Consider the following 24,234-nt stretch of genomic DNA (forward strand, 5'->3'; position numbering starts at 1 on the left):
CACAGGTCAGACCTGTAACGACCAGCAAAAGAGGACTTCTATGGCCAATCCCATTCAACTCAGAACCCGGCAGGGCGATCGTATCGCCATCGTCCGTGGTTTACGTACACCATTTGCCAAACAGGCGACCGAATTTCACGGTGTTTCGGCACTGGAGCTTGGCAAGCTGGTCGTCAACGAACTGCTGATCCGCAGTGAGCTGGACCCCAAGTTAATTGATCAGGTTGTTTACGGTCAAGTTGTGCAGATGCCGGAAGCGCCGAATATCGCCCGTGAAATCGTACTGGGTACCGGTATGAACGTGCACACCGATGCATTCAGTGTCACCCGGGCCTGCGCGACCAGCTTCCAGTCCGTGGTCAGCGTCACCGAAAGTATGATGGCCGGCATTACCGAAATCGCCATCGCCGGCGGTGCTGATTCCAGTTCAGTGCTGCCGATTGGCGTCAGTAAAAATCTGGCGCGGGCTTTGGTTGATGTCAACAAAGCCAGAACCTTTGGTCAGAAACTGGCGATTTTCCGCCGCTTAGGTTTGAAAGATTTAATGCCGGTACCGCCGGCGGTTGCTGAGTACACCACAGGCTTGTCGATGGGCGACACGGCAGAGCAAATGGCAAAAAGCCACGGCATCAGCCGGGCGGACCAGGATGCGATGGCGCACCGGTCGCATACGCTGGCCGCTTTGGCCTGGCAAAATGGCCTGATGAAAGACGAGGTGATGGCGGCGCATGTCGAGCCTTACAACAAATTCCTCGAAATCGATAACAACGTTCGGCTCGATTCCAAGCTGGAATCTTATGCCAAATTAAAACCAGTGTTTGATCGCAGTTACGGCACTGTGACGGCCGCAACTTCAACACCGCTGACGGATGGTGCATCTGCCGTCCTGATGATGACCGAAAGCCGCGCCAAAGCGATGGGCTACGAAATTCTCGGTTATGTGCGCAGTTACGCTTTTGCTGCCATCGACGTCTGGGAAGATATGCTGATGGGCCCTTCGTACGCCACACCACTGGCTTTAGACCGCGCCGGCATGAAACTGTCTGATTTGACTCTGATTGAGATGCACGAAGCTTTTGCCGCCCAGGCTCTGGCCAATATGAAAATGTTTGGTTCGAAAAAATTTGCCGAAGAAAAACTGGGTCGCACAGAAGCCATTGGTGACATTGATATGGCGAAATTTAACGTCAACGGTGGATCGCTGGCCTATGGCCACCCATTTGCTGCGACAGGTACTCGCCTCATCACGCAAACCTTAAACGAATTAAAACGCCGCGGTGGCGGTATCGGCCTGACCACCGCCTGCGCGGCTGGTGGCCTTGGCGCCGCGATGATAGTGGAGACTGAATAATGCAGCCAACTTTTAGCTTAAGCCAACGTGATGATGGTGTAGGTGTGATCACGATGGATATCTTTGGCGAGAGCATGAATGTGCTCAAAGCCGAGTTTGCTGACGAGATCGCGGCGGTGCTCGATGAAGTGCGCAGCAACAAAAACATCAAAGGTTTGGTGATTATCAGCGGCAAAGCCGATTCGTTTATTGCTGGTGCTGATATCAGCATGCTGGATAAATGCAAAACGGCCGCGGAAGCAACCGCGATCGCCAGCATGGGTCAGCGTATGTTTAACGAGCTGGAAAAACTGCATATACCGCTGATCGCGGCCATTCATGGTCCATGCCTGGGCGGTGGTCTGGAATTGGCGATGGCCTGTCACGGCCGCGTTGCGACTGATGACAACAAAACCGTATTAGGTCTGCCGGAAGTGCAGCTGGGTCTGTTACCGGGCAGCGGCGGCACGCAGCGTCTGCCAAAACTGGTCGGTTTGCAAAAAGCGCTGGATATGATGCTGACTGGCAAACAGTTGCGCGCAGTTCAGGCAAAAAAAGCTGGTTTGGTCGATGTGGTAGTACCGCGTAGCATTTTATTAGAGGCTGCGGTGAAAATGGCGCTGGCGGGCAAGCCAGACCGCTCAAAACCAGTGAAGTTGCCATTAGTAGGTCAGTTACTGGAATTTACGTCGATTGGTCGCGGCATTTTGTTTAGTCAGGCGGAAAAGCAAACACTGGCAAAAACGCAAGGCCATTACCCGGCACCGCTGAAAATCATCGATGCGATCAAAGCTGGTGTGCATTCCGGTATGCAAAAAGGCCTCGAAGTTGAAGCGACACATTTTGGCGAGTTGTGCATGACGCCAGTGTCGGCCAACCTGCGCAATTTGTTTTTCGCGACCACGCAGATGAAAAAAGAAAGCGGCGCCGGTGATGCCAAGCCCCGCAAGGTGAAAAAAGCTGCCGTATTAGGTGGTGGTCTGATGGGCGGCGGCATTGCCAACGTTACGGCCGGTAAAGCCGGTGTGCCAGTGCGGATCAAAGATATCAATCAGACCGGCATTGGCAATGCGCTGAAATACAGCTTCAGCCTGCTGAATAAAAAGTTTAAAAAACGTTTTATCAGTAAAACTGAGCTGCAAAAACAAATGGCACTGCTGACCGGTACTACGGATTATTCCGGCTTCCACGATGTGGATTTGGTCATTGAAGCGGTGTTTGAAGATCTGGCACTGAAACAGCAAATGGTCGCCGATATTGAACAACATTGCAGCGAACATACAGTGTTTGCTTCGAACACCAGCTCATTGCCGATTGGTCAGATCGCGGCGAAAGCAGCGCGGCCGGAAAACGTCATCGGTCTGCACTACTTTTCTCCGGTCGACAAAATGCCGCTGGTTGAAGTGATTGCACATGACAAAACCTCAGCTGAGACTATCGCTACCACCGTCGCTTTTGCCCGTAAACAAGGTAAAACACCGATTGTGGTCAAAGACGGTGCTGGTTTTTATGTGAACCGGATTTTGGCGCTGTATATGAACGAAGCGGCGAATCTGCTGCTGGAAGGTGAGTCAGTTGAGAAGCTTGATAAAGCCCTGACCCGTTTTGGCTTCCCGGTCGGTCCTATCACGTTACTGGATGAGGTTGGTATCGACGTTGGCGCAAAAATTTCACCTATTCTGCAAAAAGAACTGGGCGAGCGTTTTCAGGCTCCAGCCGCTTTTGACAAGTTGATCGCCGATGGCCGTAAAGGCAAAAAAGTCGAAAAAGGCTTTTACCTATACGGTAAAAACGCGAAAAAGGGCCGAAAAGAGGTCGATACCAGCGTATATAGCCTGTTGGGTGTGCAGCCTAATGGCCGTTTAAGCACCGAGCAAATTAGCAAACGTTGTATGGTTCAAATGCTGAACGAAGCAGTACGTTGCCTCGAAGAGGGCATTATTGCTTCTGCCCGTGACGGTGATATCGGTGCCATTTTCGGCATAGGTTTCCCACCGTTCCTCGGAGGGCCGTTCCGTTACATTGATAGTCTGGGCGCTGGTAATCTGGTGGCAGATTTGCGCTGCTATGAAGCGCAGTTTGGCAGTCGTTTTGCGCCGGCAAAGATGTTGCTTGAGCTGGCGGAGCAGGAAAAGACCTTTTACTGAGTCTTGCTTAGATGCTGAAAAAAACCGCAGCTTGCTGCGGTTTTTTTGTATAATGCCGCGTTTTTTTGCACCTGGAGTATAGCTGTGCTGTGGTTATTCCTACATCCACTGGTGAGTTTGTGGTGTTATCTGCAAGCAAAAAAGGCCGGTTTACGCAGTTGGCCCTGGGTATTGCTGGCGCTTTTGACCGGCCCTGTGTCAGTGCCGTTATTTCTGAATCACCGTCGTATGGCGCGCCGGCGGGTGATGGGGCCCGAACTAAACTGGTTCCGGCCATAATCCTGTTGTTTCACACCAGTTGGTCCTGCCAGCGGATCGGTGCGCCGTCCCGCAGCCATAACTGCACGTTGATCTGTTGCTCCGGCATCGCCAGCAGCTGATATAAGCCGGTATGACACAGATCCTGTGCCAGTGCTTGTGGTAAAAATGCCGTGCCATTACTACGCGCCAGCCATTGGCGTAGTAACCTCGGATCGCTGCAGCAAAATGCCAACGGTGCTTTACTGAGCTGCGGTAACCGACCCACCCAATCCAGCCGGCCTTCGGCCTGTGCTGTACTGCCAGCCGGGCCCACAGCAGTCAGCACTATCGTGCGCCACAGGACTGTTTTATATGCGGGATCTGTAATGCTGTCCTGGCTTGCACAGAGCACCACGTCAGACTGCCTGTTACAGGCGGTCGTGGCATCAAGTACCTGTAAATGCACTGCAGTCTCAATATTCACCACTAAGGCTTCCAGTAATTCAGCGGCGAGATATTGCAAGCCCGGTTCGACCGCCACGGTCAATCGCTGTGGCAGGCTGCTTTGTTGCTGTAATTGCGTCCTGGCAGCCTGTAGTGCGCTGATCACGGCTTCGGCATGGGGTAACAGCAGTTCGCCGGCTTCGGTCAACTGGATGTTATTACGGTGGCGACTGAACAATGCCACCCCCAGACTTTGCTCCAGTTGCCGGATGCGAAAGCTGACAGCGGACTGAGTTAAATACAGATTGTCTGCGGCTTTGCCAAAATGACGGGTTTTTTGTACTTCCAGGAAGGTTTTCAGTAGTTCGGTGTCCAAGCATTAACCTTATTATATTTTATGGTCACGATGAAAAACATTTGTTTTACGTGCGGAATTTTGTTTACCATACTCCGCACAGTTTAATTGGGATAGCTTTAGATTCAACGAGATCAGGGGAAAAAAGTGATGCAGCAAAGTTTTGTGGCTAAACGTCGCTTTTTTGATGACCGCAACTTCCCGAAAGGGTTTACCCGGTCAGGGCGCTTCACGTTAGCAGAGGGCAATCTGCTGGAGAAGCACGGTGCATCGATGCAGGAGCTGGAGGAAGGCCAGCGCCAGCCGGTGAACGAAGAAGAGCAACGCTTTTTACAGGTCATGCGCGGTGAAGCCGAAGCGGAAACTGTCTATGAAAAGGCCTGGCTGAAATACAAGCAGCGTATTCAGGAAAAACGTAAGTTTCATACCGTGTTTGGTAAGAAACGTATTGCCGATGGCAGTGACGATTTTTCTTACGTCGAAACAGACAACGATTAACAGAGCCGGAGTAACCGGTCGCAGCAGAAGGATTTTTGTGTGGACGGATTTTTGAAGAGCTTATTAAACCCGGCTGTGCTGGTGTTTTTAATCCCGCTGGCGGGTATCGCGATTGGTGGCCTGAAAATGTGGCTGAATCACCAGGAGCGGATGGAAAAAATCCGTCAGGGCATAGATCCCGACGCACGTCGCGACTGAAGTTGCATCAAAACCTGTGCACTGTATAAAAAAGAGCCTTCCGGCTCTTTTTTTATTTTCGCAATCAATGCCATCAGGTCAATGGGTTCAGATCGAGACCGGCACTGCGGCAAGACGCGGTTTATTCTGCTTCTGGTCCAGCAGGAACTGAGTGAAATCGGCGGCAGACAGCGGCTTGCTGTAAAAATAGCCCTGAATGATTTCGCAGCGCAGTTGCTTCAGTTGCGCCAGTTGCTCGGCTTGTTCCACCCCTTCGGCGACTACTGTCAGACTCAGGTTGTGCGCGATAGTGACGATGGTATCCACCATATTGCGTCCGCGCGCTGTATTCATGTCGTCAATAAAAGCTTTGTCTATTTTCAGTGTATTGAGCGGGAACTGCTTTAAATACGCCAGCGATGAATAACCAGTACCAAAATCGTCCATCGCCAGATGGATACCGCGGGCGCGCAGTTTTTTCATCGTATCAATCGCCATTTTGGGCGATTGCATCACAGTGCCTTCAGTGATTTCGAGCTCGAGGTGATAGGAGGGCAGTTCGGTCTGCTGCAGCACATCGTCTATCTGTTCACACAAATAAGGCAACATAAACTGCTTGACCGACAGGTTGACTGCTACGCGGCCATGAAACAGGCCCTGATCTATCCAGCGTTTCACGTCCAGGCAGGCTTTGCGCAAGACAACTTCACCGATTTCGACAATTTGACCGGTTTCTTCAGATACCGGAATAAATGAAGCAGGACTGATTAAACCGCGTTTGGGTGTGATAAAACGGACCAGCGCTTCCATGCCAACCAGCTGACCACTGAGAATATCCATTTTCGGCTGATAGTACACCGTGAAGAAATCTTCTTTCAGGCCATGGCGGATCAGGTTTTCCAGCTGCAAACGTTTGACTGCCAGTTTGTTCATGCTGTCATTAAAAAACAGGTAGCGGTTCGCGCCATCGCTTTTAGCATGATACATCGCTGTATCGGCATTACGCAGCAACGCTTCGGGATCGCGGCCATCTTCCGGATATAACACAATGCCGATACTGCTGGTCACGGCCAGCTCATGCTGACTAATAAAAAACGGCTGATTAATTTGTTTAATCAGCTCTTTTGCCATGGTAGTGATTGTATGAATGTCGTTGGTGTTTTCCAACAGAATCGCAAATTCGTCGCCACCGAGCCGATAAAGCCGTTCTTTTTGCCGCGTCATCTGACTGAGGCGTTCAGCCAATTTAATTAACAGCGAATCCCCCAGCTGGTGGCCGAGTGAATCGTTGATCTTCTTAAAGTTATCAAGGTCAAACACCAGCAGGGCATGTTTAACTTCCCGCTCTACCAGCCGGCCCAGTTCGGCCGAAAACATCGCCCGGTTTGGCAGGCCCGTCAGGGTGTCAGAATTCGCCAGCCGGCTTAACTCGGCTTCGCGTTTTTTGCGCTCAGAAATGTCAGAGAACACTGCGACAAACTGTGTCAGCACGCCGTGATCGTCGCGGACTATGTCAAAATTGAGCTCAGCCTGGTACACCTCACCATTGATGCGCTGGTCCTGTACTTCGCCTTGCCAGCTACCGGTCGTCTGTAACGTGTGCCCGATATCCTGAACAAACCGGCTTGGGTACATCGCCAAATCAAAGGGCTTTTTAATCACCTGTTCGCGACTTTTTCCGGTGATAGTGCTGAACGAGTGGTTAACTTCCAACACGATAAAATTGGTGTCACAGATCACCACGGCATCAGAGATATTTTCCAGGCAGCGGGCAAACAATTCCAGCCGCTCTTCGGTCTGCTTCAGTAATTGGATATTCTTTAGCGTCCCCGTCATCCGGGTCGCGACGCCTTCAGCATCGGTGGACACGACTTTGCCGCGGTCTAACACCCAGACCCAGCCGCCGTCGGATGCTCTGAGCCGGTACGCAGCTTCAAAATACGGGGTTTCACCGGCAAGGTGTTGATAAAGCTGTTCGGTGACGCGTTCAATATCGCGCGGATGAATTTGTTCCCGATTGGGCGGAAACTGGTTGGTTTCTGGTTTTAATTCAACCGGGTGCTGCCAGGAACTCGAACGATACAAACTGCCGGAGGCAATATTCCAGTCCCACAATTCGTCGCCACTGCCCCATAAAGACAACCGCAGCCGTTCTTCACTTTGTTCCAGACGGCTTTGGTAACGGCGCATTTTCAGAATAGATAGGTGGGCCAATAACAGCGCACCAAAGGAAAATAACAGGATCGATGACAACACATAAGGCATTGCATGGTCCAGATCTACCGCAAAAGCCGGCATGGCAATAAAGGCCGGCAAACACAACAGAGACAGTTTTTTATTATTATTTTTCACACATCTACGCAGCTTTCGGGCATTTTGGGTAACTTATAGAAAATCTCCTGGACTGTCAAAGCCAATCTGTCCGCAGCTCCAGCTCTGCCGCCAGTTCGGCAGTAGTTTTACTGCGCATCAGACTATGCGTTGGCGCCGGCCCGGTCGCCAGAAAAACTGCATCATATTCCGGCGCTAATAATGTGTAACAAAAATCGCAAAAATCGTTGAGACTCAAAGCTGCCAGTTCATCCTGGATCCGTTGTGACAACGAACATTGATAATCACCCTGACCAATCGCCAGCCACAACCGTTTCGCGCGGCTCGCCAGGCTGGTATCACGCTCGCGGATTTGCGCGATCAGGCTGGTTTTAATCTGATCGAACTCTGACAACGGGATCTCTGGCAGTTCTTCCAGAAACTTGCGGTAAAAAATCACTGTGGCGTAATACAAATCAGCGGCAGCCGTTTTAGGAGATTGCACATAAAACGCCATGCCCGGCTTTTGGTTCATCGGCACATAACCGGTCCCGACCAGATAACCTAATTGTTGTTCAGTGCGCAGGGCGTGAAAGTACTCCGGTGAAATCAGGTGATTCGCCAGCATAAATTTAGCCATCGACGCCGCGCTGCGATCTTTGGCCGGCAGATAGATCACCAGTGCCTGGTCGTCATGCTGCAGCTGCTGTTGCAGCCAGACAGGCCCACTGTTTTGCGTACTGTAACTTTGCCGCGGCAGCCGACGACCCGGTGAATCGATTTGCTGCTGCCACTGGCGTAGCATTTTTTCCAGCAGACTGGCATCTGCCGGATGCCAGTTACCTAACATGAAGGCCTCAACATGCACCTGCTGCATGATCTGCTGACAAAAGGTATTGAACTCGGCAAAACTGCTTTGTTCGAGCAATTGTGCCAGCTGCTGCGTTTCGGGGTTCAGAGGTTGTAATAATGACGACAATTGACTGAACAGCTGGCTGATTGGCTTGCCACTAATTTGGCCACGCCAATGTCTGACCAACTGAAATTGCAGTTCGAGAAAACGATCTTCGGCAAAGCTGAAATCACTCAGCTCGGTCAGCAAATCCTGTAATAATGTGATTTGATTGGCAGACAGGCCGCTGCTATGCAAGGTCAGACCATGTTGCTGCACATAGAGGTTGTAACTCAGGCCCGCTGTCGTCGCCGGATAAAATTGCTCGTTAATCCGATCGAGGAATAGCTCCAGCCACAGTTTGGTTAAGGCCAGCTGCGTCAAATTCTGCACAGTATTAGGCAGCGTTAACTGCACGAAAATATGGCCTTTGGGCGAATGAAAGTCAGTGTCGGCTTTAAACCACAACGACAAGTCGGCTGAATTGACCAGTTGTACCGGCTGCGTCTGATGTGCATTCAGCGTAATCAGTTGCAACTGACCCACCAGATAGGGATTGGGGGCGGGCAACTGATATCCAGGTAGCGGTTGTTGTTCGGCCAGACCTGTCAGTAATTCTGCGGACAGTGGCTCGACACTATATGGGGTATGGTACCAGCGTGCCTGCTGACTGACGCTGACTTCTGGCGCGATCAGCATCACACGCAAATTGTCGGCGCGGAAATAACTCAGCAACTGCCGGTACAGTGACTCGGACGGCGTTTCCATCCGATAATCACCAAAAATATAATCGTGTTGCGGATAATGCTGCAGATTCACCGCTAAGTCGCTGGCCAGTTGCAAACTGGCGCGAGGTTCCTGATAGGTGAAGCTCCATTGGATCAGGCGTTGCCGCTCCTGAAATAATTGCAGCGGAAATGGTTGCTGGCGTAACAGCGCAAAAAAAGCAAAGCAGCTTTGCAGGATCAGGTCGCGTTGTGCCATGCCGGCATGGGTCAGTTCAAACGCCAGCGTGAAGTCTTTGTAATTACTGCCATCGATCCCGCCGCCGGCACTCAGTGCGTTGACCAGTCCCTGTTGTTTCAACCCGCTTAATAATGAGCCAGGGCCTTCGTCGCCAATGATATGTGCAAGAAAACTGACGACCTTATATGGGTACCAGGGTTGAATGTCGGGCAAGGCAAAACTAAGCACCAGTCGCTGCGTGGGTTTATGCGGCTGAATATTCAGCTGAATACCCAGATGTTCGCGTTGGTACAGCGGGGCGGTCAGAGCGGTTTTAGCCGGCAAATGCGCCGGTAGTTGCTGAAAATACTGTTCTGCCAGCGCCTGCTGATGTTCGATCGGAAACGCCGACACCAGCACCAGACACATACGGCTGGCACTATATTGTTGCTGATAAAACTGTTGTACCGCTTGTTGTGCGCTTTGATGCGGCCGGTCGTCCAGCGTTTGCAGGTTACCGACCGAAAACTTGGCAAAAGGGTGGTCCGGATTAATCGTTTCTTTGTGCGCCTGGTAAATGCGCCGGCCATCGTCCTTCAGCTTCATCGAAAATTCGGCCTCGATGGCTTGCCGTTCTTTTTGCACCGACGCTTCGGCAAACAGCGGCGCGCCGAGCATATCGGCAAAACGTTCAAGCCCCGCAGCAAAAGCGTCATCTTCGATATCAAAATAAAAACAGCTGTGTTCGGTGCCGGTCCAGGCATTGTGGCTGCCGCCATGCGCGCTGATAAACTGCGCGTAGTCTCCGGGTTCCGGGAATTGCTGCGAACCGAGAAATACCAGGTGCTCGAGGAAATGCGCCAAACCTTCCCGATCAGCCGGATCGTCGAAATGGCCTACATTTACCGACATGGCCGCAGCGCTTTTTTCTGCATCTGCCTGTTCAACGAAAAGCACCCGCAAACCATTATTCAGGGTCAATGCATGATAACGGCGATGGTCGGCTGGGCTTTGTACGAGTTGCGTTTTTTTCAAATCAGGCCTCATTGTCAGGCTAAATGCGACGAGTTATACGGCAGCTCATCATACTATTAAGGAATATAAAGACTTAAATCTATGCTTTATTATCAGTTACTGTCGCAATGAACTTTCATTATCATAGCGCACTCTTTTCGCGTTGGGCGCGAAGTTGTTGATGGTGTATACAATGGTCAATCTGGTTATCATGCGACACGGTGAAGCGGTGGCGCAAAGCAGTCAGGATAGTCAACGGCAACTCAATGCACGAGGTGAAGCCGAAGTCAGTCAGATGGCACAGTGGTTGACTACAGTCTACCCACAGTTTGATTACGTGCTGGCAAGCCCCTATGTGCGAACCCAACAAACCGCAAAGCTGATGTTGGCACAGCAAGGGAACACAACGCAATTGCAGACTTTACCGGAGCTGGTGCCCGATGGCGATTGCCATCAGGTGCAGTTGTATGTCGATGCATTGCTGAGCCAGACACCTGATGCACGGATCCTGCTGGTATCACACATGCCTCTGGTCAGTTTTCTGGTCGAAACCTTCACAAAATCCGGTAACACCCCAATCTTTGACACCGCGTCGTTAGCTTGTATCGATTACAGCACCGGCGGTCATGGTACCTTACTGGAAAAAATTGCGCCGGCTGATTTAAGCCTGCTGCGGACCTGACCCGCTCCAACGTGGATGCCGGCTATTTATCCGGCGTTTTTAACAGCACCAGTAATGCGCCATCCCGGCCCCAATGGGTCGGAGCCGTGTGAAAAGCCCGCACATTTGGATGCTGAATAAGCCAGTTCGGTACACGCCGCGCTAACAAACCACTGCCTTTGCCGTGCACCACACAAGCGCAGTTCAGATGTTCCTGCTGACAATAATCCAATAGCCCTGCCAGTTCATGTTTGGCATCCTGCTGACTCAGTCCATGTAAGTCCAGCACCACGCCGGGCTGAAATTCGCCGCGTTTTAAATTTTTTGCCAGATGCAAATCTTCACCGGGCTGGACATAGCTGACCGTAGCGCCATCAAACTGATAACCTTCGTATTCATCAGAAAAATAGAATAAACTGGCGGCCGGCTGACTTTCAGACGTCTTGATGGCGGATTTTTTCTTGCTGCGTGGCGGGGTCAGCGTTATCTTGTCCTGCGCCATAGGGCGGGCACCCGAGATCGCATCGCGGAACAGCTGAATATCCTGATCGGTTAAAGAGGGCGTTTTTCGCATCGCGCAAGTCTATCCAAAGAGCACACTTAAAGAAATGACTGAACCACAAACTTCACCACTGACCGCGGAATTAATCGACGAAGCGATCACTGATTTACATAGTATTCACGACTGGCTGCGTTTTGCCGTCAGCCAGTTTAATGCCGCGGACCTGTATTTTGGTCATGGCACCGACAATCCGTGGGATGAAGCCGGTATGCTGATGGCATTCACGTTGCATTTGACCCATATTGCCGACCCTGTGCTGTTAACGACACGGCTGACCCGCACCGAAAAACGCCAGTTTGCTGCTTTAGTGCAACAACGGATTGAACGCCGGGTGCCGGCGGCATATCTGACTCAACATGCGTATTTTGCCGAACTGCCATTTTTTGTTGACGAGCGGGTGCTGGTACCACGCTCACCGATCGCTGAGCTGATTAAACAACAATTTTCACGTTGGTTCCCGCACAATCCGCCAGGCCGTATCCTCGATTTATGTACCGGTTCCGGTTGTATCGCTATTGCCTGTGCGCATTATCTGCCTGATGCTGAAGTGGATGCGATTGATATCAGCGAAGATGCTTTAACAGTTGCAGACATCAATATTGACCAACACGGCCTTTATCAGCGTGTCTATCCAATCCTGTCTGATGGTTATGATGCAATCCCAGGCCAGACTTACGATTTAATTGTCACCAATCCACCTTATGTTGATGCCGAAGATATGGCGGATTTGCCGGACGAATTCCGCCATGAACCGGAGCTGGGCCTTGCCTCTGGTGACGACGGTCTGGAATTAACACGGCGTATTCTGGCGGACGCTGCCGCGCATCTGAATGACGATGGCGTGCTGATTTGTGAAGTCGGTAACAGCATGGTCGCGCTGGCGGAGCGGTTTCCACAGGTGCCGTTTGACTGGATTGAATTTGAAAATGGCGGCCATGGTGTGTTTGCGCTGACCAAAGCACAGTTACAGCAATATCAGGCTTTTTTTAAGGAGTAAGCCATGGCCGGCAACAGTATCGGTGAGTTGTTTCGTTTAACCACATTTGGCGAAAGCCATGGCCCGGCCATCGGCGGTATCGTTGATGGTTGTCCGCCTGGACTGGTGCTGGATCTCGACGCTATTCAGCTAGATCTGGACCGGCGCAAGCCTGGGACTTCACGTTATACCACTCAGCGTCGTGAAGATGATGTGGTGAAGATCCTGTCAGGCGTATTTGAGGGTGTCACTACCGGAGCCTCGATTGGCCTGCTGATTGAAAACACCGACCAGCGCTCGCAGGACTATTCGAATATCAAAGATTTGTTCCGGCCAGGTCATGCCGATTATACCTACCATCATAAATACGGTATCCGCGATTATCGCGGCGGTGGTCGTTCTTCAGCGCGGGAAACCGCAGTGCGGGTTGCGGCCGGCGCTATTGCCAAACAGTATTTGAAACAACGGTTTGGTATCGAAGTGCGTGGTTATTTAGCGCAGTTAGGACCGGTCAAAGCGGAAAAGCTCGATTGGGCACAGGTGGCACTAAACGACTTTTTCTGCCCGGATCCGGACAAAATCGAGGCGCTCGACAGCTTCATGCGCGATTTGAAAAAATCCGGTGATTCGGTTGGCGCCCGCGTCAATGTGGTTGCCAGCAATGTGCCGGTAGGCTGGGGCGAACCAGTGTTTGACCGGCTGGATGCCGATATCGCGCATGCGATGATGAGCATCAACGCAGTGAAAGCGGTGGAGATCGGTGATGGTTTTGCCGTAGTGGAACAACAAGGCTCGACGCATCGTGATGCGCTGACGCCGCAAGGCTTCACCGCCAATCACGCCGGTGGCGTGCTGGGAGGTATCTCATCCGGGCAGGACATTCGCGTCAGTATGGCGTTAAAGCCAACGTCCAGTATCAGTATTCCGGGCCAGAGCATTAACACCAGCGGCGAGCCGGTGGAACTGGTGACAAAAGGCCGGCACGACCCTTGTGTTGGGATCCGTGCGGTGCCTATTGCCGAAGCGATGCTGGCGATTGTGTTGATGGACCATTTCCTGCGTCATCATGCGCAGAATCATCAGGTGCAGGTCAGTACACCAGATATCGCGGCCATTGCGCGGCAACAGGCGGAATAGACTCCGCGTGTATTTTAATCAATACAACGGCTGCTCTGTCAGCCGTTGTCGTTGATGCTCTTCAGGAACAGTATGCAACCGACTCAAAGTCTCAGTCTGGCCTATCTGGCATATTTTGCCGTATTGGGCGTGTTTGTGCCGTATATCGGTATTTTTCTCGACCATCGGGGTCTCAATTCGCAACAAATTGGTACCTTGCTTGCCATAGTGACGGCAATGCGGATTGTCGGCCCTAATCTGTGGAGTCTGCTGGCCGCCAAAAGGGGTGATCCGGTCGGCGTGATGCGCCTTGGCGCTGTATTGGCGGCATTCGGCTGGTGCAGTACTTTTGTCGATGCCGGTTATAACATGTTGCTGTTGGGGCTGGCGCTGTACAGCTTGTGCTGGACCGCGATTTTGCCACAACTGGAATCGGCAGCTTTTCACTATCTGAATAACGATACCGGCCGCTACAGTAAAGTGCGCTCCAGCGGCAGTGTCGGCTACATTTTGTTGGTGGTCGGCAGTGGCATGGCGCTGGAACAACTGGGACCGGGCTTTTTACCCGGTGGCGCCTTGTTATTTTTGTTGTTGATGTTGGTGGCGCTGTGGCAATTACCGGCATTTTCGCTAAAGGCCGCCAGCACCGAGGTGGCGATAAAATTTCGCACCCTTTGGCTGCACCGGCCCTTTGTGTTATTTATGTTCGCGGCCTTTTTGCTACAGTTGAGCTTTGCGCCGTTTTATGGCTTTTTTACCTTGTATTGCCGGGATTTAGGCTATAGCGGTACAGCCTCAGGCCTGTTGATTGCATTGGCGGTGGCGGCTGAAGTCGTGGCGTTTTTTTATGCCGGCAAAATTTTGGGCCAGCGTAGTTATACGCTGTTGCTTGGCGCCTGTTATCTGCTGACCGCGCTGCGCTGGGCCGTTGTGGGATGGTTCGGTCATTTGCCTTATGTGCTGGCGGCTTCGATGTTGTTGCATGCATTCAGTTTTGCGGTGGCACATAGCTGCGCTATGCAATTTATTCAGCAATTTTTCCCACCAGCGCAACGTGGCCGAGGTCAGGCGCTGTATGCCGGGTTGATTTATGGTGGTGGCGGCGCGCTTGGCGCATATATTGCTGGCTGGACGTGGCAGGATGGGGCCGGCAGTCAGCTCAGTTTTGGCTGGGCTGCCGGCGCATGTTTAATTGCCTTTCTGCTGGTGCTCGGCCTGCCGCGTATCATCCGGCCGCTCGGCGTCGCTGATGCGGTAACCTAACCAAAAATCCAGCACCTTGTCGAGCAACTTGGCCCGGCGCTGTGGATAGCCAAACATGCCGCTGGAGAAACGGCCTTTTTGATGCACTGCTTTGGCATGGCTGAAGGTTAAAAAGCCTTCTTTGCCGTGATAATGCCCCATGCCGGATGGACCCACGCCGCCAAATGGCAAATCGTCCTGGCCAACATGGACCAGCGTATCGTTAATACAAACACCGCCGGCATGAATTTGCTCGCGGCAGCGTTGTTGCAACTCTTTGTCCTGACTAAACAGGTAAAACGCCAACGGCCGGGGCCGTGCCCGGATAAATTCAATCGCTTCTTTGGTACTGCGATAGCCATAAATTGGCAGTACTGGGCCAAAGATCTCCTGCTGCCATAATGGTGTATCGAGGGGGGCATTGAGGACTAGCTGCAAGTCCATCCGGCGCAGCGGATCATCGGCATTCACTGGCTGCCCACAGGAAATGATCTGGGCACCGGCAGCTGCAGCATCTTGCAAACCTTGTTGCAGGCGTTGCCATTGGCGGGGATTAATCACTGAAGTCCAGTCCGCACTTTGGCAGCCTTGTGGGTACATCTGCTGATAGTGTGCGCGTAACTTTTCGGCAGCCCGTTGTTCTTTGCCAGCCGGAACCAGCAGGTAATCCGGTGCCACGCAAGTCTGGCCGCCATTGGCACATTTACCAAAAATTACCCGATCGGCATAGTCATAAAAGTGGATGTCCGGCCCGATCAATACCGGCGACTTCCCGCCTAGTTCCAGTGTCACAGGCGTCAGATGCTGTGCCGCCGCCTGCATCACATGACGACCAACCGCAGTGGAGCCGGTAAACAGCAGGTGGTCAAATGGTAACTGGCTGAATTCGGCGGCCACCGTGGCATCGCCTTCAATCACCACCACATGCCCAGCCAATGCCGTCTGACAGATTTGTCGCAAGACTTTATTGATTTCTGGCGTAAATTCGGACAATTTCAGCATCACTTTATTGCCCGCACTGATCGCGGCTACCAAAGGACCCAACGCCAGAAATATCGGATAATTCCACGGCACTATAATGCCGACCACTCCCAGTGGCTGGTATTCCACGTGGTTGCTGGCCGGCCAGAACAGCATGCCGACATGGCGCCGTTGTGGCTTCATCCAGCCTTTTAGCCGGCGCAGGCTGTAATCGATACTGTTGATACTGGGCAATACTTCGAGCAGACGTGTCTCAGAGGCGCTGCGTTGACCGAAATCGGCCGCAGCCGCCCGATACAGCTCAGCCTGAGCAGCCAGTAGCTGGATTCGCAATGTTTTCAGACAGAGTTTTCTTGCTGCATACGCAGGGCTTGGATCGTGATAAAAACTTTTGCGCAGTTGCGCGAATTGGGTCTCAAGTAACATCAGGACTGGTCCGGCCAATAAACGAATATTCTCTAATCTACTGGAGCGCAGCAACAAACTCAATCAGATGCTGGGCAAGCTTCCCAGCCAACGTTACAATGCCGCATTTTTTTGGCTGAACAGGGGAGCCTGATGGATAGGTTACCGATATTTCGACTCGGTTTAATCGTCAATCCTTACGCCGGTTTAGGTGGCGCAGTCGCGCTCAAGGGCAGTGACGATGTTGCTGCAGAAGCCTTAGCACGGGGTGCAGTGCCAATGGCGCAGCAACGCGCCCGATTGGCGCTAGAGGAATTATTGCCGTGGCAGGCACAGATCCGGATTAAAACGGTAGCTGGCGCGATGGGCGAAGCTGTGGCGCTGGCACTTGGTTTTGACACTGAGGTGTTATGTCAGGCTGCGCAGGAACCGTCGACCGCTCAGGACAGCGAACAGGCGGCGCAGTTGTTAGCACAAGCTGGCGTTGATCTGCTGCTGTTTGCCGGTGGCGATGGCACAGCAAGGAATATCTGTCACGCCATTGGCGATAGCACGACCGTTCTTGGCATTCCGGCCGGCTGTAAAATCCACTCGGGTGTTTATGCCATCACGCCTGCAGCGGCCGGGAAAGTCGTCGCGCAAATGGTGCGTGGAGAACTGTTGTCAGTGCAGGATGCACTGGTGATGGATATCGACGAAGTCGCGTTTCGCCAGGGTACGGTGCGGGCGAAACGCTACGGCGAGATGCAAATTCCGACGGCGCTGCGTTATGTACAAAGTGTCAAAACGGCGGGCAAAGAATCGGAAGAACTGGTACTGGATGATTTGGCCGCATTTTTTGTCGCGCAAATGGAACCTGATGTTCGTTATGTGATGGGATCCGGCTCCACTGTTGCGGCCGTCATGCAGGAACTGGGTTTACCCAATACTTTGTTGGGTGTTGATGTGGTTGAGAATGGCGCTGTGATCGCTGCAGATGTCACCGCCGCGCAGCTGCTGGAGCTGGTAACAGATGTGCCTGCGCAGCTGGTGATCACGCTGATTGGCGGGCAGGGGCATATATTTGGCCGGGGCAATCAGCAGCTGTCACCGGCTGTGATCCGGGCGGTCGGACGCAATAACATCCGGCTGCTTGCCACCAAAAGCAAAATTCAGCAGCTTGATGGCCGGCCGCTGATCAGCGACTCCGGCGATGCGGTGCTGGATCAACAACTCAGTGGCATGGTGCGTGTGCTGTGTGGTTATAACGATTATGTGATGTACCGGCTGGGGGCCGAAGACTAATGCAACAGACAGTCGATTTTATCAGCCGTTGTGCGGCTTTTTTTGATGACGCAGTGGCGACCGCCAGTGACGATGAATTATTTGCTCAAGGCTATTTACGTGGGCATGTTGATTTAGCCGTCGGCCGTTTGCAGCTGGAAGACCAGCCTTTTAGCGTCAGTCAGATTGTATTGGCCGTCGAGGATAGTCTGCACAGTGCGATCGCCGCAGGTGAGCTTAATGACGCAGATGCTGCACTGGTGCAGCAGATCTGGCGGCATTTGTCAGCCTGAGGCAAGACAACTGCAGTTGATTACGTTAGCATACCGTTTTTTCTGGCGGCAGTAGCTGCCTTGAACCCTGCGGATCACGCCAAAAAATCGGCCAGTCCGCCTCAACAATAAGTGAACCTTATGTCAGATCTGACTACTTTAGAACAACATGCCAGTTATGGCATCGGCCTGCAAATGGGCCAACAACTGGCCGACAATCCGTTTGATGGCCTTGATATCGCAGCCGTTGCTGCAGGTCTTGCTGCGGCATTCTACGGTGATGAGCCGGAAGTTAGTGAAGATCAGATCCGTGCTGCATTTCAGGTGATCAGTGGCCGGATGCAAGAAGCTGAATCTGCCAAGGCGCAGGTTGCCGCCGCAGTGGGCGAAGCATTTCTTGCAGAAAACGCGACCAAAGCCGGCATCGTTGTGACCGAGTCTGGTTTACAATACGAAGTGCTGAACGCCGGTTCAGGTGCAAAACCAACGCGAGCCGACAAAGTCCGTACGCATTACCATGGCACGCTGATCGATGGCACTGTATTTGACAGTTCTTATAATCGCGGTCAGCCAGCAGAGTTCCCGGTATCAGGCGTCATCGCCGGTTGGACCGAAGCGCTGCAACTGATGCCGGTTGGCGCGAAATACCGTCTGTATATCCCACACAACCTGGCCTATGGCGAGCGTGGTGCCGGTGGTGCAATCAAGCCATACAGCGCGCTGATTTTTGATGTAGAGTTGCTGGAAATCCTGTAATTTCCATTGCCATAAAAAACCGCCAGCAGGCGGTTTTTTTATGGCAAATAGCAAACGGTCTAATCGTACGGATTGTATTTATGTTTTTTCAGCTGGCTGGCGATCACCACCAGGCCGGCGATAAAAAACAGTGCAAAAGTGATGCGCATCCAGAATGGCATCGAATAACCGAGGAAAGTCCACAGGACTTCACCGCACATGCCGGTTGGTTTAAATACCTCTGGGATCCATTCGTGCAGTGGTAACCAGGCCGGGAAATCCGGGAAAATACTGCAGCTGGAAAAGCCGCCACTTTGCACCAGTTGCTCTTCTAACACCTGGTCATGAGCGATTTTTAAACCCCAGCCACTACTCAGCAGCCATCCCGCGTACGCCAGCCAGCGCACAAATGAGTATTGGCAACCAAAGGCGCCAACCAGTCCGCTGAGTAAAATGCCGACAATCGCAAAACGTTGATAAACACACATCATGCAGGGTGCCAGCCCCATCATGTATTGAAAATACAATGCAGTAATCAACAAGGCGCCGGCTAATGCCGACATCAGTAGCCAGGGCCAGGCTTTAAAAGGCAAGCGTGAAACAGCGGCAAACATCTGATTTCCTTTATCCAGAAGGACTTATTTCCAGCGCACAATCTAAGGCAAATCGCTTTTGAACACAACCTCTGCGTCCTTGGCTGTGATTGCAATTTTCTGCCCATGGCTTGTTAACTGAATCGCCTCTGGTACAATCAGTGCCAATTTTCCATTCATTACAACTATAACGGACAAATCCGGATGACAAATCTGATCAAAGCCCAGAGCCCTGCAGGCTTCGCTGAAGAATATATCGTTGAATCGATCTGGAACGGCAAGTTTGCGCCTGGTTCCATTTTGCCAGCTGAACGCGAGCTGTCTGAGCTGATCGGCGTCACCCGGACGACGTTACGGGAAGTATTGCAGCGTCTGGCGCGGGATGGCTGGCTGACGATTCAGCATGGCAAACCGACCCGGGTGAATAATTTCTGGGAAACCTCAGGTCTGAATATTCTTGAGACGCTGGCCCGGCTGGATCAGGATCGCATGCCGGAACTGGTCGATGAATTGTTATCTGCCCGTACCAATATCAGCGCCATTTATATCCGCGGCGCGATTAAAAACCATCAGGCGGAAGCCGCGGCTGCTTTTGCCGGTGCTGAACAGCTCGAAGACACGCCTGAAGCTTTTGCCGATTTCGATTACAACCTGAATCACGAACTGGCTCTGCATTCAGCGAACCGGATTTATGTGCTGATCCTGAATGGCTTCCGTGGCTTATACCGCCGAATCGCCACCTTTTACTTTTCACAGCCGGAATCACGTGAACTGGCACGGCGTTATTATCATCAGCTGAAACTGTACGCAGAAGCCGGCAAACACGATGAAGTAGTATTTGCTGTGCGCAAATATGGGAAAGAATCCGGCAAAGTCTGGTCCGCATTACGTCCGGACATTCCTAAAGATCTGGTCGAATAATGCCAAACGCCGCTTTATGCGGCGTTTCAGACTGCTGACAAAGGCCTGGACGTAGATCCAGGCCTTTGATCTAATAGAGGGAGTCCAAACAGGAGCTGCCCTCATGCTCAGAGATATCTCCCCGCAACAACATCAGCTTGAAATGGTGACACTGGAACAGCTGGTGCCACAAAACCATCTGGTTCGTAAAATCGATACCACCATAGATTTTGAATTTATCCGTGCTGAAGTCGCTGATTTGTATTGTAAAGACAATGGCCGGCCGGCGATTGACCCGGTGATGCTGTTCAAAATCATGCTGCTTGGTTATTTGTTTGGCGTGCCCAGTGAGCGCCGGCTGATGCAGGAGATTGAGGTCAATGTGGCCTATCGCTGGTTTTTGCGTTTGTCGCTGACCGATAAAGTACCGGACGCTTCAACGCTCAGTCAGAACCGTATTCGCCGTTTCAACGGGACTGATGTGTTCCAACGGGTCTTCGACCGGATTGTTGAGCAGGCCATTGCCAAAAGGTTGATTGGCGGCCGCGTGCTTTACACCGACAGCACGCACTTAAAAGCCAGTGCCAATAAGAATAAATCCATCAATAAGTTAGTGGCAGCCAGTACCTCGGCCTATGTCGACCAGCTCAACGCGGCGATTGAGGAGGAGCGCAAAGCCGCCGGAAAAAAGCCACTGGCTCCCAAGGATGACAGCGTCTGTGAACTGAGCGAGATAAAAGCCAGTACCACAGACCCTGACAGTGGTTTTATGACGCGCGAAGGCAAACCGCAGGGCTTTTTTTACCTCGACCACCGCACCGTCGATGGCCGGCACGGCCTTATTACTGACACGCACGTCACGCCTGGCAATCAGCACGACAGTCAGCCTTATATTGCGAGGCTTGACCGGCAACTGCAGCGTTTCCAGCTTGAGCCGGTCGCGGTTGGGCTGGATGCGGGCTACAACACTGCGATGCTGTGCCACCTGATTAAAGCGCGGCAAATTGAGCCGGTGATGGGCTACCGCCGGCCCAACAAAGGCAAAGACTTATTGCGCAAAAGCGCGTTTGACTACGATAAAGACAGCGATTGTTACCGCTGCCCGCAAGGCGAACTGCTGCAGTACAGCACCACCAATCGTGCCGGGTATCGTGAGTACAAATCCGACCGCAACAAATGCAAAGATTGTCCTATCCGCAGCCGCTGCACGAAAAGTGAGAATCACACCAAAGTATTGACCCGACACGTATTTGAAACGGCCAAAGAGGCAGCCAATGAAACCCGGTTAAGCTCATGGGGCAAGAAGATTTACAAAAGGCGCAAAGAAACAGTAGAGCGTAGCTTCGCGGACGCCAAACAACACCACGGCCACCGCTATGCCCGCTTCAGAGGGCTGGAAAAAGTCCAGATGCAATGTCTGCTGGCGGGTGCTGCGCAAAACATCAAGAAAATGGCGTTACTGCTGGCCGCCTGAGCCAGTCTCAAGCCTAAATCCCTATCAACCAAGCCAAATGCCGGCTCATTCAACACCAGCCCAATCAAATTCAACAACCCACAACTCATTATTAAGCCATGACCACTGACGGAGAATGCACCACTCCTGAAAAGCACAAACCCCAGAAAACTGGGGTTTGTCATTAATCTGAAACGCCGCTTTATGCGGCGTTTTTTTTGTGTCCAGCGATGAACGTCCTTTGCTCCACATCACTGGGAGCAATGCTGCAGCAATTCTCATTGGCACACAGGACTTACTTCCAACGCTTGCCAACGCTTTACTGTGGCTGTAGTAGTGATTTCGGGCGATGCATAGCAATCCGCACTTGTCGGGCCAATAATGTCTTGTCAGTCATGGCTGAACTTCATATCATTATCGAATATAAGATATTCCATCTGGTTATATAGGTCACATCATGTTGCAACATCGCGATAGCCGCTGTCAGGCGGAAGTTTATCTGGATAACAATGCGACAACGGCGGTGCTACCTTGTGCTGCCCAAGCGGTGTTGCATCACATGCAGACCTGTTTTGGTAATCCCAGCAGCAGCCATAGCACCGGTATTAAAGCCAAAGTTGAGCTGGAGCTGACCCGGCAGCTGGCGCGTCAGGTGATTGGTGCCAGCAGCGGACAAATTGTGTTTACCTCTGGCGCGACTGAAGGCATTCAGACGTCGATTGTGTCGGCGCTGCTTGATGCGCGCTGTCGGGGTCTGAGCGGTCCTGATACCTTGTTACTGTATGGTGCGACCGAACACAAAGCGGTGCCGGAAAGTCTGAAACACTGGAATCAGGTATTGCAGCTTGGCGCGACAGTACAAGCGATCCCTGTCGACAGCCACGGCATCCTCGACGAGCAGGCATTGGCGTTGTTGCTGCCCAAAGCGGCGATGGTTTGCACCATGGCGGCTAACAATGAAACCGGCGTGAAACAAGACTTATCGAAACTTGAGCAACTGATCCGTGCGGTGAATCCTCAAGTGCGCTGGATGGTCGATTGTGTGCAGGCGCTTGGTAAAATGACTTTAGATATTGCCAATACCAGCATTGATTACGCGCCGTTCAGCGGTCACAAATTGTATGCGCCGAAAGGTATTGGTTTTTTATATGTGCGGCAGAACACGCCGTACCAGCCATTTATCGCCGGCGGCGGCCAGGAAAGCGGCGCACGCTCCGGCACTGAAAATCTGCCCGGTATCGCGGCACTGCATGCAATTTTTACTGAGTTGTTAAAGCCGGCTGGTTCGGTGTTTCAGAGCGAAACGGTGTTGTGGCAGTATCGCCAGCAACTATTGGCAGCGCTGACCGAACTTTTTCCGCAACTGGTGTTGAATAGTGACGTTCCTTATATCGTGCCAACAACCATCAATTTCTCCGTACCAGGTTTTTTGAGTAAAGACATTCTCGACTTGTTCGATGCCGGCAGTATTCGCGTTAGTGCCGGATCAGCCTGTAGTTCTAAAGCAACCGGCAGTTTTGTGCTCGATGCGATGGGACTGGCGTCCTGGCGCAGTGAAGGAGCGGTACGGTTATCCTTTGGTCCGGCCATGAGCGCAACTGAACTGGCATCAGCCTGCGCTGCGATTCGCCGGTTGGTGCCGGTTGTACGCAATTGTTGCCTGGTGCTCAGTGATGCCCAAACAACAATCGCGGCGCCTTTAACGGGTTTAAGCCAGTTTAAATACGAAGATTTATGCAGTTATTTACTGGTTTGCCCGCACAGCCGGGACGCCGTGATCATAGATCCGGTTGAACCGCTGGTGAACCGGCTGGTGAATTTGGTGCAGGGGCAGGGTTTACATTTAAAAGCGGTGCTGGAAACGCATCAGCATCAGGACCACCCATCGGTGCGGCTCGATCTGTTAAGCGCTCTGGGACAACCCGTTTTACCAGCAGACACTGACTTGCTTGGCTGGCCACAGGCAACCAACAGTCTGCAGATTGGTGATTATCAGTTGCAGCGTTTGGCTACGCCCGGGCACAGTCCCGATGGTCAAAGCTATTTGTTATATCAGCACCAGCAGATCCTCGGCGCCTTTGTTGGTGATCTGTTATTGCCAGGCGGCTTTGGCCGGCTTGATTTGGCGGGTGCGGACAGCCAGGCGTTTGTGCACAGCCTGCAGCGGCTAAAGGCAGTCCTGCACGGCGAGACGCTGTTGTTATCCAGTCACGATTATGCGCAGCGGTTTTTCACCACCTGGCAATTGGTCTGCCAGGAAGTGCCCGGACTGGCAGATTTGGTCAGCAGTGGCACACTGACCGAGTCGTGGCGGCAAACGTTGCAACAACAGGCCATGGCGTTACAACAACAAAGCCAGTATCAATGTGGCATCGTTGAAGTCAGTTACTCTGATGCCAAGGCACTGATTGGACCTGCCGAAATTGCATCACTATTGTTGCGTAATCCGACACTGCAAATTGTTGACGTCCGTGAGCCGCATGAGCAGAACGCCGGTGAACTGGCGCCGTTGTTGCCAGCTAACGCTGCGGTACAACACTGGCCGTTGTCGCAACTGGCATGGGCATTGATGAGTGGGGCGCTACATCCATCTCAGCAACTATTGTTGGTCTGTCGTTCCGGCAACCGCAGTTTATTGGCGGCAAAGATCCTGAACCGGCTTGGCTTTGAGCAGGTGTATAACCTCAAGGGTGGCGTGGCGCTGTTAAGTTAAGCCGTTGTGC

22 protein-coding genes are annotated in these 24,234 nt (G+C 52.3%); 15 read left to right on the top strand and 7 right to left on the bottom strand.

What is annotated here, in order from left to right; all coding sequences use genetic code 11:
- Positions 1-40: 40 nt before the first annotated feature.
- From fadI to ATY27_RS13255, 3 genes are all read left to right on the top strand, one after another.
- The gene (gene fadI, locus ATY27_RS13245) at positions 41-1,351 is read left to right on the top strand and encodes an acetyl-CoA C-acyltransferase FadI (RefSeq protein ID WP_208931106.1); all 1,311 of its coding nucleotides are present in this window, start codon (positions 41-43) and stop codon (positions 1,349-1,351) included.
- Positions 1,351-3,477 carry a fatty acid oxidation complex subunit alpha FadJ gene (fadJ, locus tag ATY27_RS13250; protein ID WP_208931107.1) on the top strand — a complete coding sequence of 709 codons (2,127 nt, stop codon included), beginning with the start codon at positions 1,351-1,353 and terminating at the stop codon, positions 3,475-3,477. The genes fadI and fadJ overlap by 1 nt, the downstream gene beginning before the upstream one ends.
- Positions 3,478-3,561: 84 nt before the next feature.
- A complete protein-coding gene (locus tag ATY27_RS13255; RefSeq protein WP_208931108.1) occupies positions 3,562-3,756 on the top strand; it encodes a hypothetical protein in 195 nt (64 codons plus the stop codon).
- Between the two features lie 10 nt (positions 3,757-3,766).
- On the opposite strand, the gene ATY27_RS20060 is transcribed toward ATY27_RS13255, so the two are convergent.
- A complete protein-coding gene (locus tag ATY27_RS20060) occupies positions 3,767-4,537 on the bottom strand; it encodes a LysR family transcriptional regulator (protein ID WP_244151307.1) in 771 nt (256 codons plus the stop codon).
- 129 nt (positions 4,538-4,666) lie between these two features.
- Between ATY27_RS20060 and ATY27_RS13265 the strand changes: the two genes are divergently transcribed.
- Positions 4,667-5,014: a DUF413 domain-containing protein gene (locus ATY27_RS13265; RefSeq protein ID WP_208931109.1), complete on the top strand. Its 348-nt coding sequence runs from the start codon at positions 4,667-4,669 to the stop codon at positions 5,012-5,014.
- 39 nt (positions 5,015-5,053) lie between these two features.
- The gene (locus ATY27_RS13270; RefSeq protein ID WP_208931110.1) at positions 5,054-5,212 is read left to right on the top strand and encodes a hypothetical protein; all 159 of its coding nucleotides are present in this window, start codon (positions 5,054-5,056) and stop codon (positions 5,210-5,212) included.
- Between the two features lie 87 nt (positions 5,213-5,299).
- On the opposite strand, the gene ATY27_RS13275 is transcribed toward ATY27_RS13270, so the two are convergent.
- Entirely contained in the window at positions 5,300-7,543 is a 2,244-nt protein-coding gene (locus ATY27_RS13275; RefSeq protein ID WP_244151308.1) for a GGDEF and EAL domain-containing protein, read from the bottom strand.
- Between the two features lie 55 nt (positions 7,544-7,598).
- Positions 7,599-10,373, bottom strand: a complete 2,775-nt coding sequence (locus tag ATY27_RS13280) for an insulinase family protein (protein WP_208931111.1) — start codon at positions 10,371-10,373, stop codon at positions 7,599-7,601.
- A gap of 172 nt (positions 10,374-10,545) precedes the next feature.
- Between ATY27_RS13280 and sixA the strand changes: the two genes are divergently transcribed.
- Complete coding sequence (gene sixA, locus ATY27_RS13285) at positions 10,546-11,034, top strand: phosphohistidine phosphatase SixA (protein WP_208931112.1); 489 nt, start codon at positions 10,546-10,548, stop codon at positions 11,032-11,034.
- A gap of 22 nt (positions 11,035-11,056) precedes the next feature.
- Here sixA and smrB read toward each other — a convergent pair whose 3' ends face one another.
- A complete protein-coding gene (smrB, locus tag ATY27_RS13290; RefSeq protein WP_208931113.1) occupies positions 11,057-11,587 on the bottom strand; it encodes an endonuclease SmrB in 531 nt (176 codons plus the stop codon).
- A 34-nt stretch (positions 11,588-11,621) separates the two neighbouring features.
- Between smrB and prmB the strand changes: the two genes are divergently transcribed.
- From prmB to ATY27_RS13305, 3 genes are all read left to right on the top strand, one after another.
- Positions 11,622-12,572, top strand: a complete 951-nt coding sequence (gene prmB / locus ATY27_RS13295; RefSeq protein ID WP_208931114.1) for a 50S ribosomal protein L3 N(5)-glutamine methyltransferase — start codon at positions 11,622-11,624, stop codon at positions 12,570-12,572.
- Between the two features lie 3 nt (positions 12,573-12,575).
- Complete coding sequence (gene aroC / locus ATY27_RS13300; protein WP_208931115.1) at positions 12,576-13,688, top strand: chorismate synthase; 1,113 nt, start codon at positions 12,576-12,578, stop codon at positions 13,686-13,688.
- A 72-nt stretch (positions 13,689-13,760) separates the two neighbouring features.
- Complete coding sequence (locus ATY27_RS13305; protein ID WP_208931116.1) at positions 13,761-14,930, top strand: MFS transporter; 1,170 nt, start codon at positions 13,761-13,763, stop codon at positions 14,928-14,930.
- Here the strand turns inward: ATY27_RS13305 and ATY27_RS13310 are convergent.
- Positions 14,856-16,316 carry a coniferyl aldehyde dehydrogenase gene (locus ATY27_RS13310; RefSeq protein WP_208931117.1) on the bottom strand — a complete coding sequence of 487 codons (1,461 nt, stop codon included), beginning with the start codon at positions 16,314-16,316 and terminating at the stop codon, positions 14,856-14,858. The genes ATY27_RS13305 and ATY27_RS13310 overlap by 75 nt on opposite strands.
- A 132-nt stretch (positions 16,317-16,448) precedes the next feature.
- Here ATY27_RS13310 and ATY27_RS13315 point away from each other — a divergent pair, with 132 nt between their 5' ends.
- The 3 genes from ATY27_RS13315 to ATY27_RS13325 all read left to right on the top strand — a co-directional run bounded on the left by ATY27_RS13315 (position 16,449) and on the right by ATY27_RS13325 (position 18,586).
- Positions 16,449-17,579 (top strand): ATP-NAD kinase family protein, encoded by a 1,131-nt coding sequence (locus ATY27_RS13315; protein ID WP_208931118.1) that lies wholly within the window; start codon positions 16,449-16,451, stop codon positions 17,577-17,579.
- Positions 17,579-17,851 (top strand): YfcL family protein, encoded by a 273-nt coding sequence (locus ATY27_RS13320; protein ID WP_208931119.1) that lies wholly within the window; start codon positions 17,579-17,581, stop codon positions 17,849-17,851. Before ATY27_RS13315 ends, ATY27_RS13320 begins: the two co-directional genes overlap by 1 nt.
- A gap of 120 nt (positions 17,852-17,971) precedes the next feature.
- On the top strand, positions 17,972-18,586 hold the full coding sequence (locus ATY27_RS13325; RefSeq protein WP_208931120.1) for an FKBP-type peptidyl-prolyl cis-trans isomerase: 615 nt from the start codon (positions 17,972-17,974) through the stop codon (positions 18,584-18,586).
- Between the two features lie 59 nt (positions 18,587-18,645).
- On the opposite strand, the gene dsbB is transcribed toward ATY27_RS13325, so the two are convergent.
- Positions 18,646-19,179 (bottom strand): disulfide bond formation protein DsbB, encoded by a 534-nt coding sequence (dsbB, locus tag ATY27_RS13330; protein ID WP_208931121.1) that lies wholly within the window; start codon positions 19,177-19,179, stop codon positions 18,646-18,648.
- A 183-nt stretch (positions 19,180-19,362) separates the two neighbouring features.
- Here dsbB and fadR point away from each other — a divergent pair, with 183 nt between their 5' ends.
- Together fadR and ATY27_RS13340 are read left to right on the top strand one after the other, a co-directional pair.
- Positions 19,363-20,079: a fatty acid metabolism transcriptional regulator FadR gene (gene fadR, locus ATY27_RS13335; protein ID WP_208931122.1), complete on the top strand. Its 717-nt coding sequence runs from the start codon at positions 19,363-19,365 to the stop codon at positions 20,077-20,079.
- A 103-nt stretch (positions 20,080-20,182) separates the two neighbouring features.
- On the top strand, positions 20,183-21,532 hold the full coding sequence (locus ATY27_RS13340; protein ID WP_208931123.1) for an IS1182 family transposase: 1,350 nt from the start codon (positions 20,183-20,185) through the stop codon (positions 21,530-21,532).
- A 45-nt stretch (positions 21,533-21,577) separates the two neighbouring features.
- Here ATY27_RS13340 and ATY27_RS13345 read toward each other — a convergent pair whose 3' ends face one another.
- A complete protein-coding gene (locus ATY27_RS13345; protein ID WP_208931124.1) occupies positions 21,578-21,793 on the bottom strand; it encodes a hypothetical protein in 216 nt (71 codons plus the stop codon).
- A 175-nt stretch (positions 21,794-21,968) separates the two neighbouring features.
- Here ATY27_RS13345 and ATY27_RS13350 point away from each other — a divergent pair, with 175 nt between their 5' ends.
- Positions 21,969-24,224 (top strand): aminotransferase class V-fold PLP-dependent enzyme, encoded by a 2,256-nt coding sequence (locus tag ATY27_RS13350; RefSeq protein WP_208931125.1) that lies wholly within the window; start codon positions 21,969-21,971, stop codon positions 24,222-24,224.
- Positions 24,225-24,234 lie beyond the last annotated feature (10 nt).

This window comes from Rheinheimera sp. F8 (assembly GCF_001518915.1).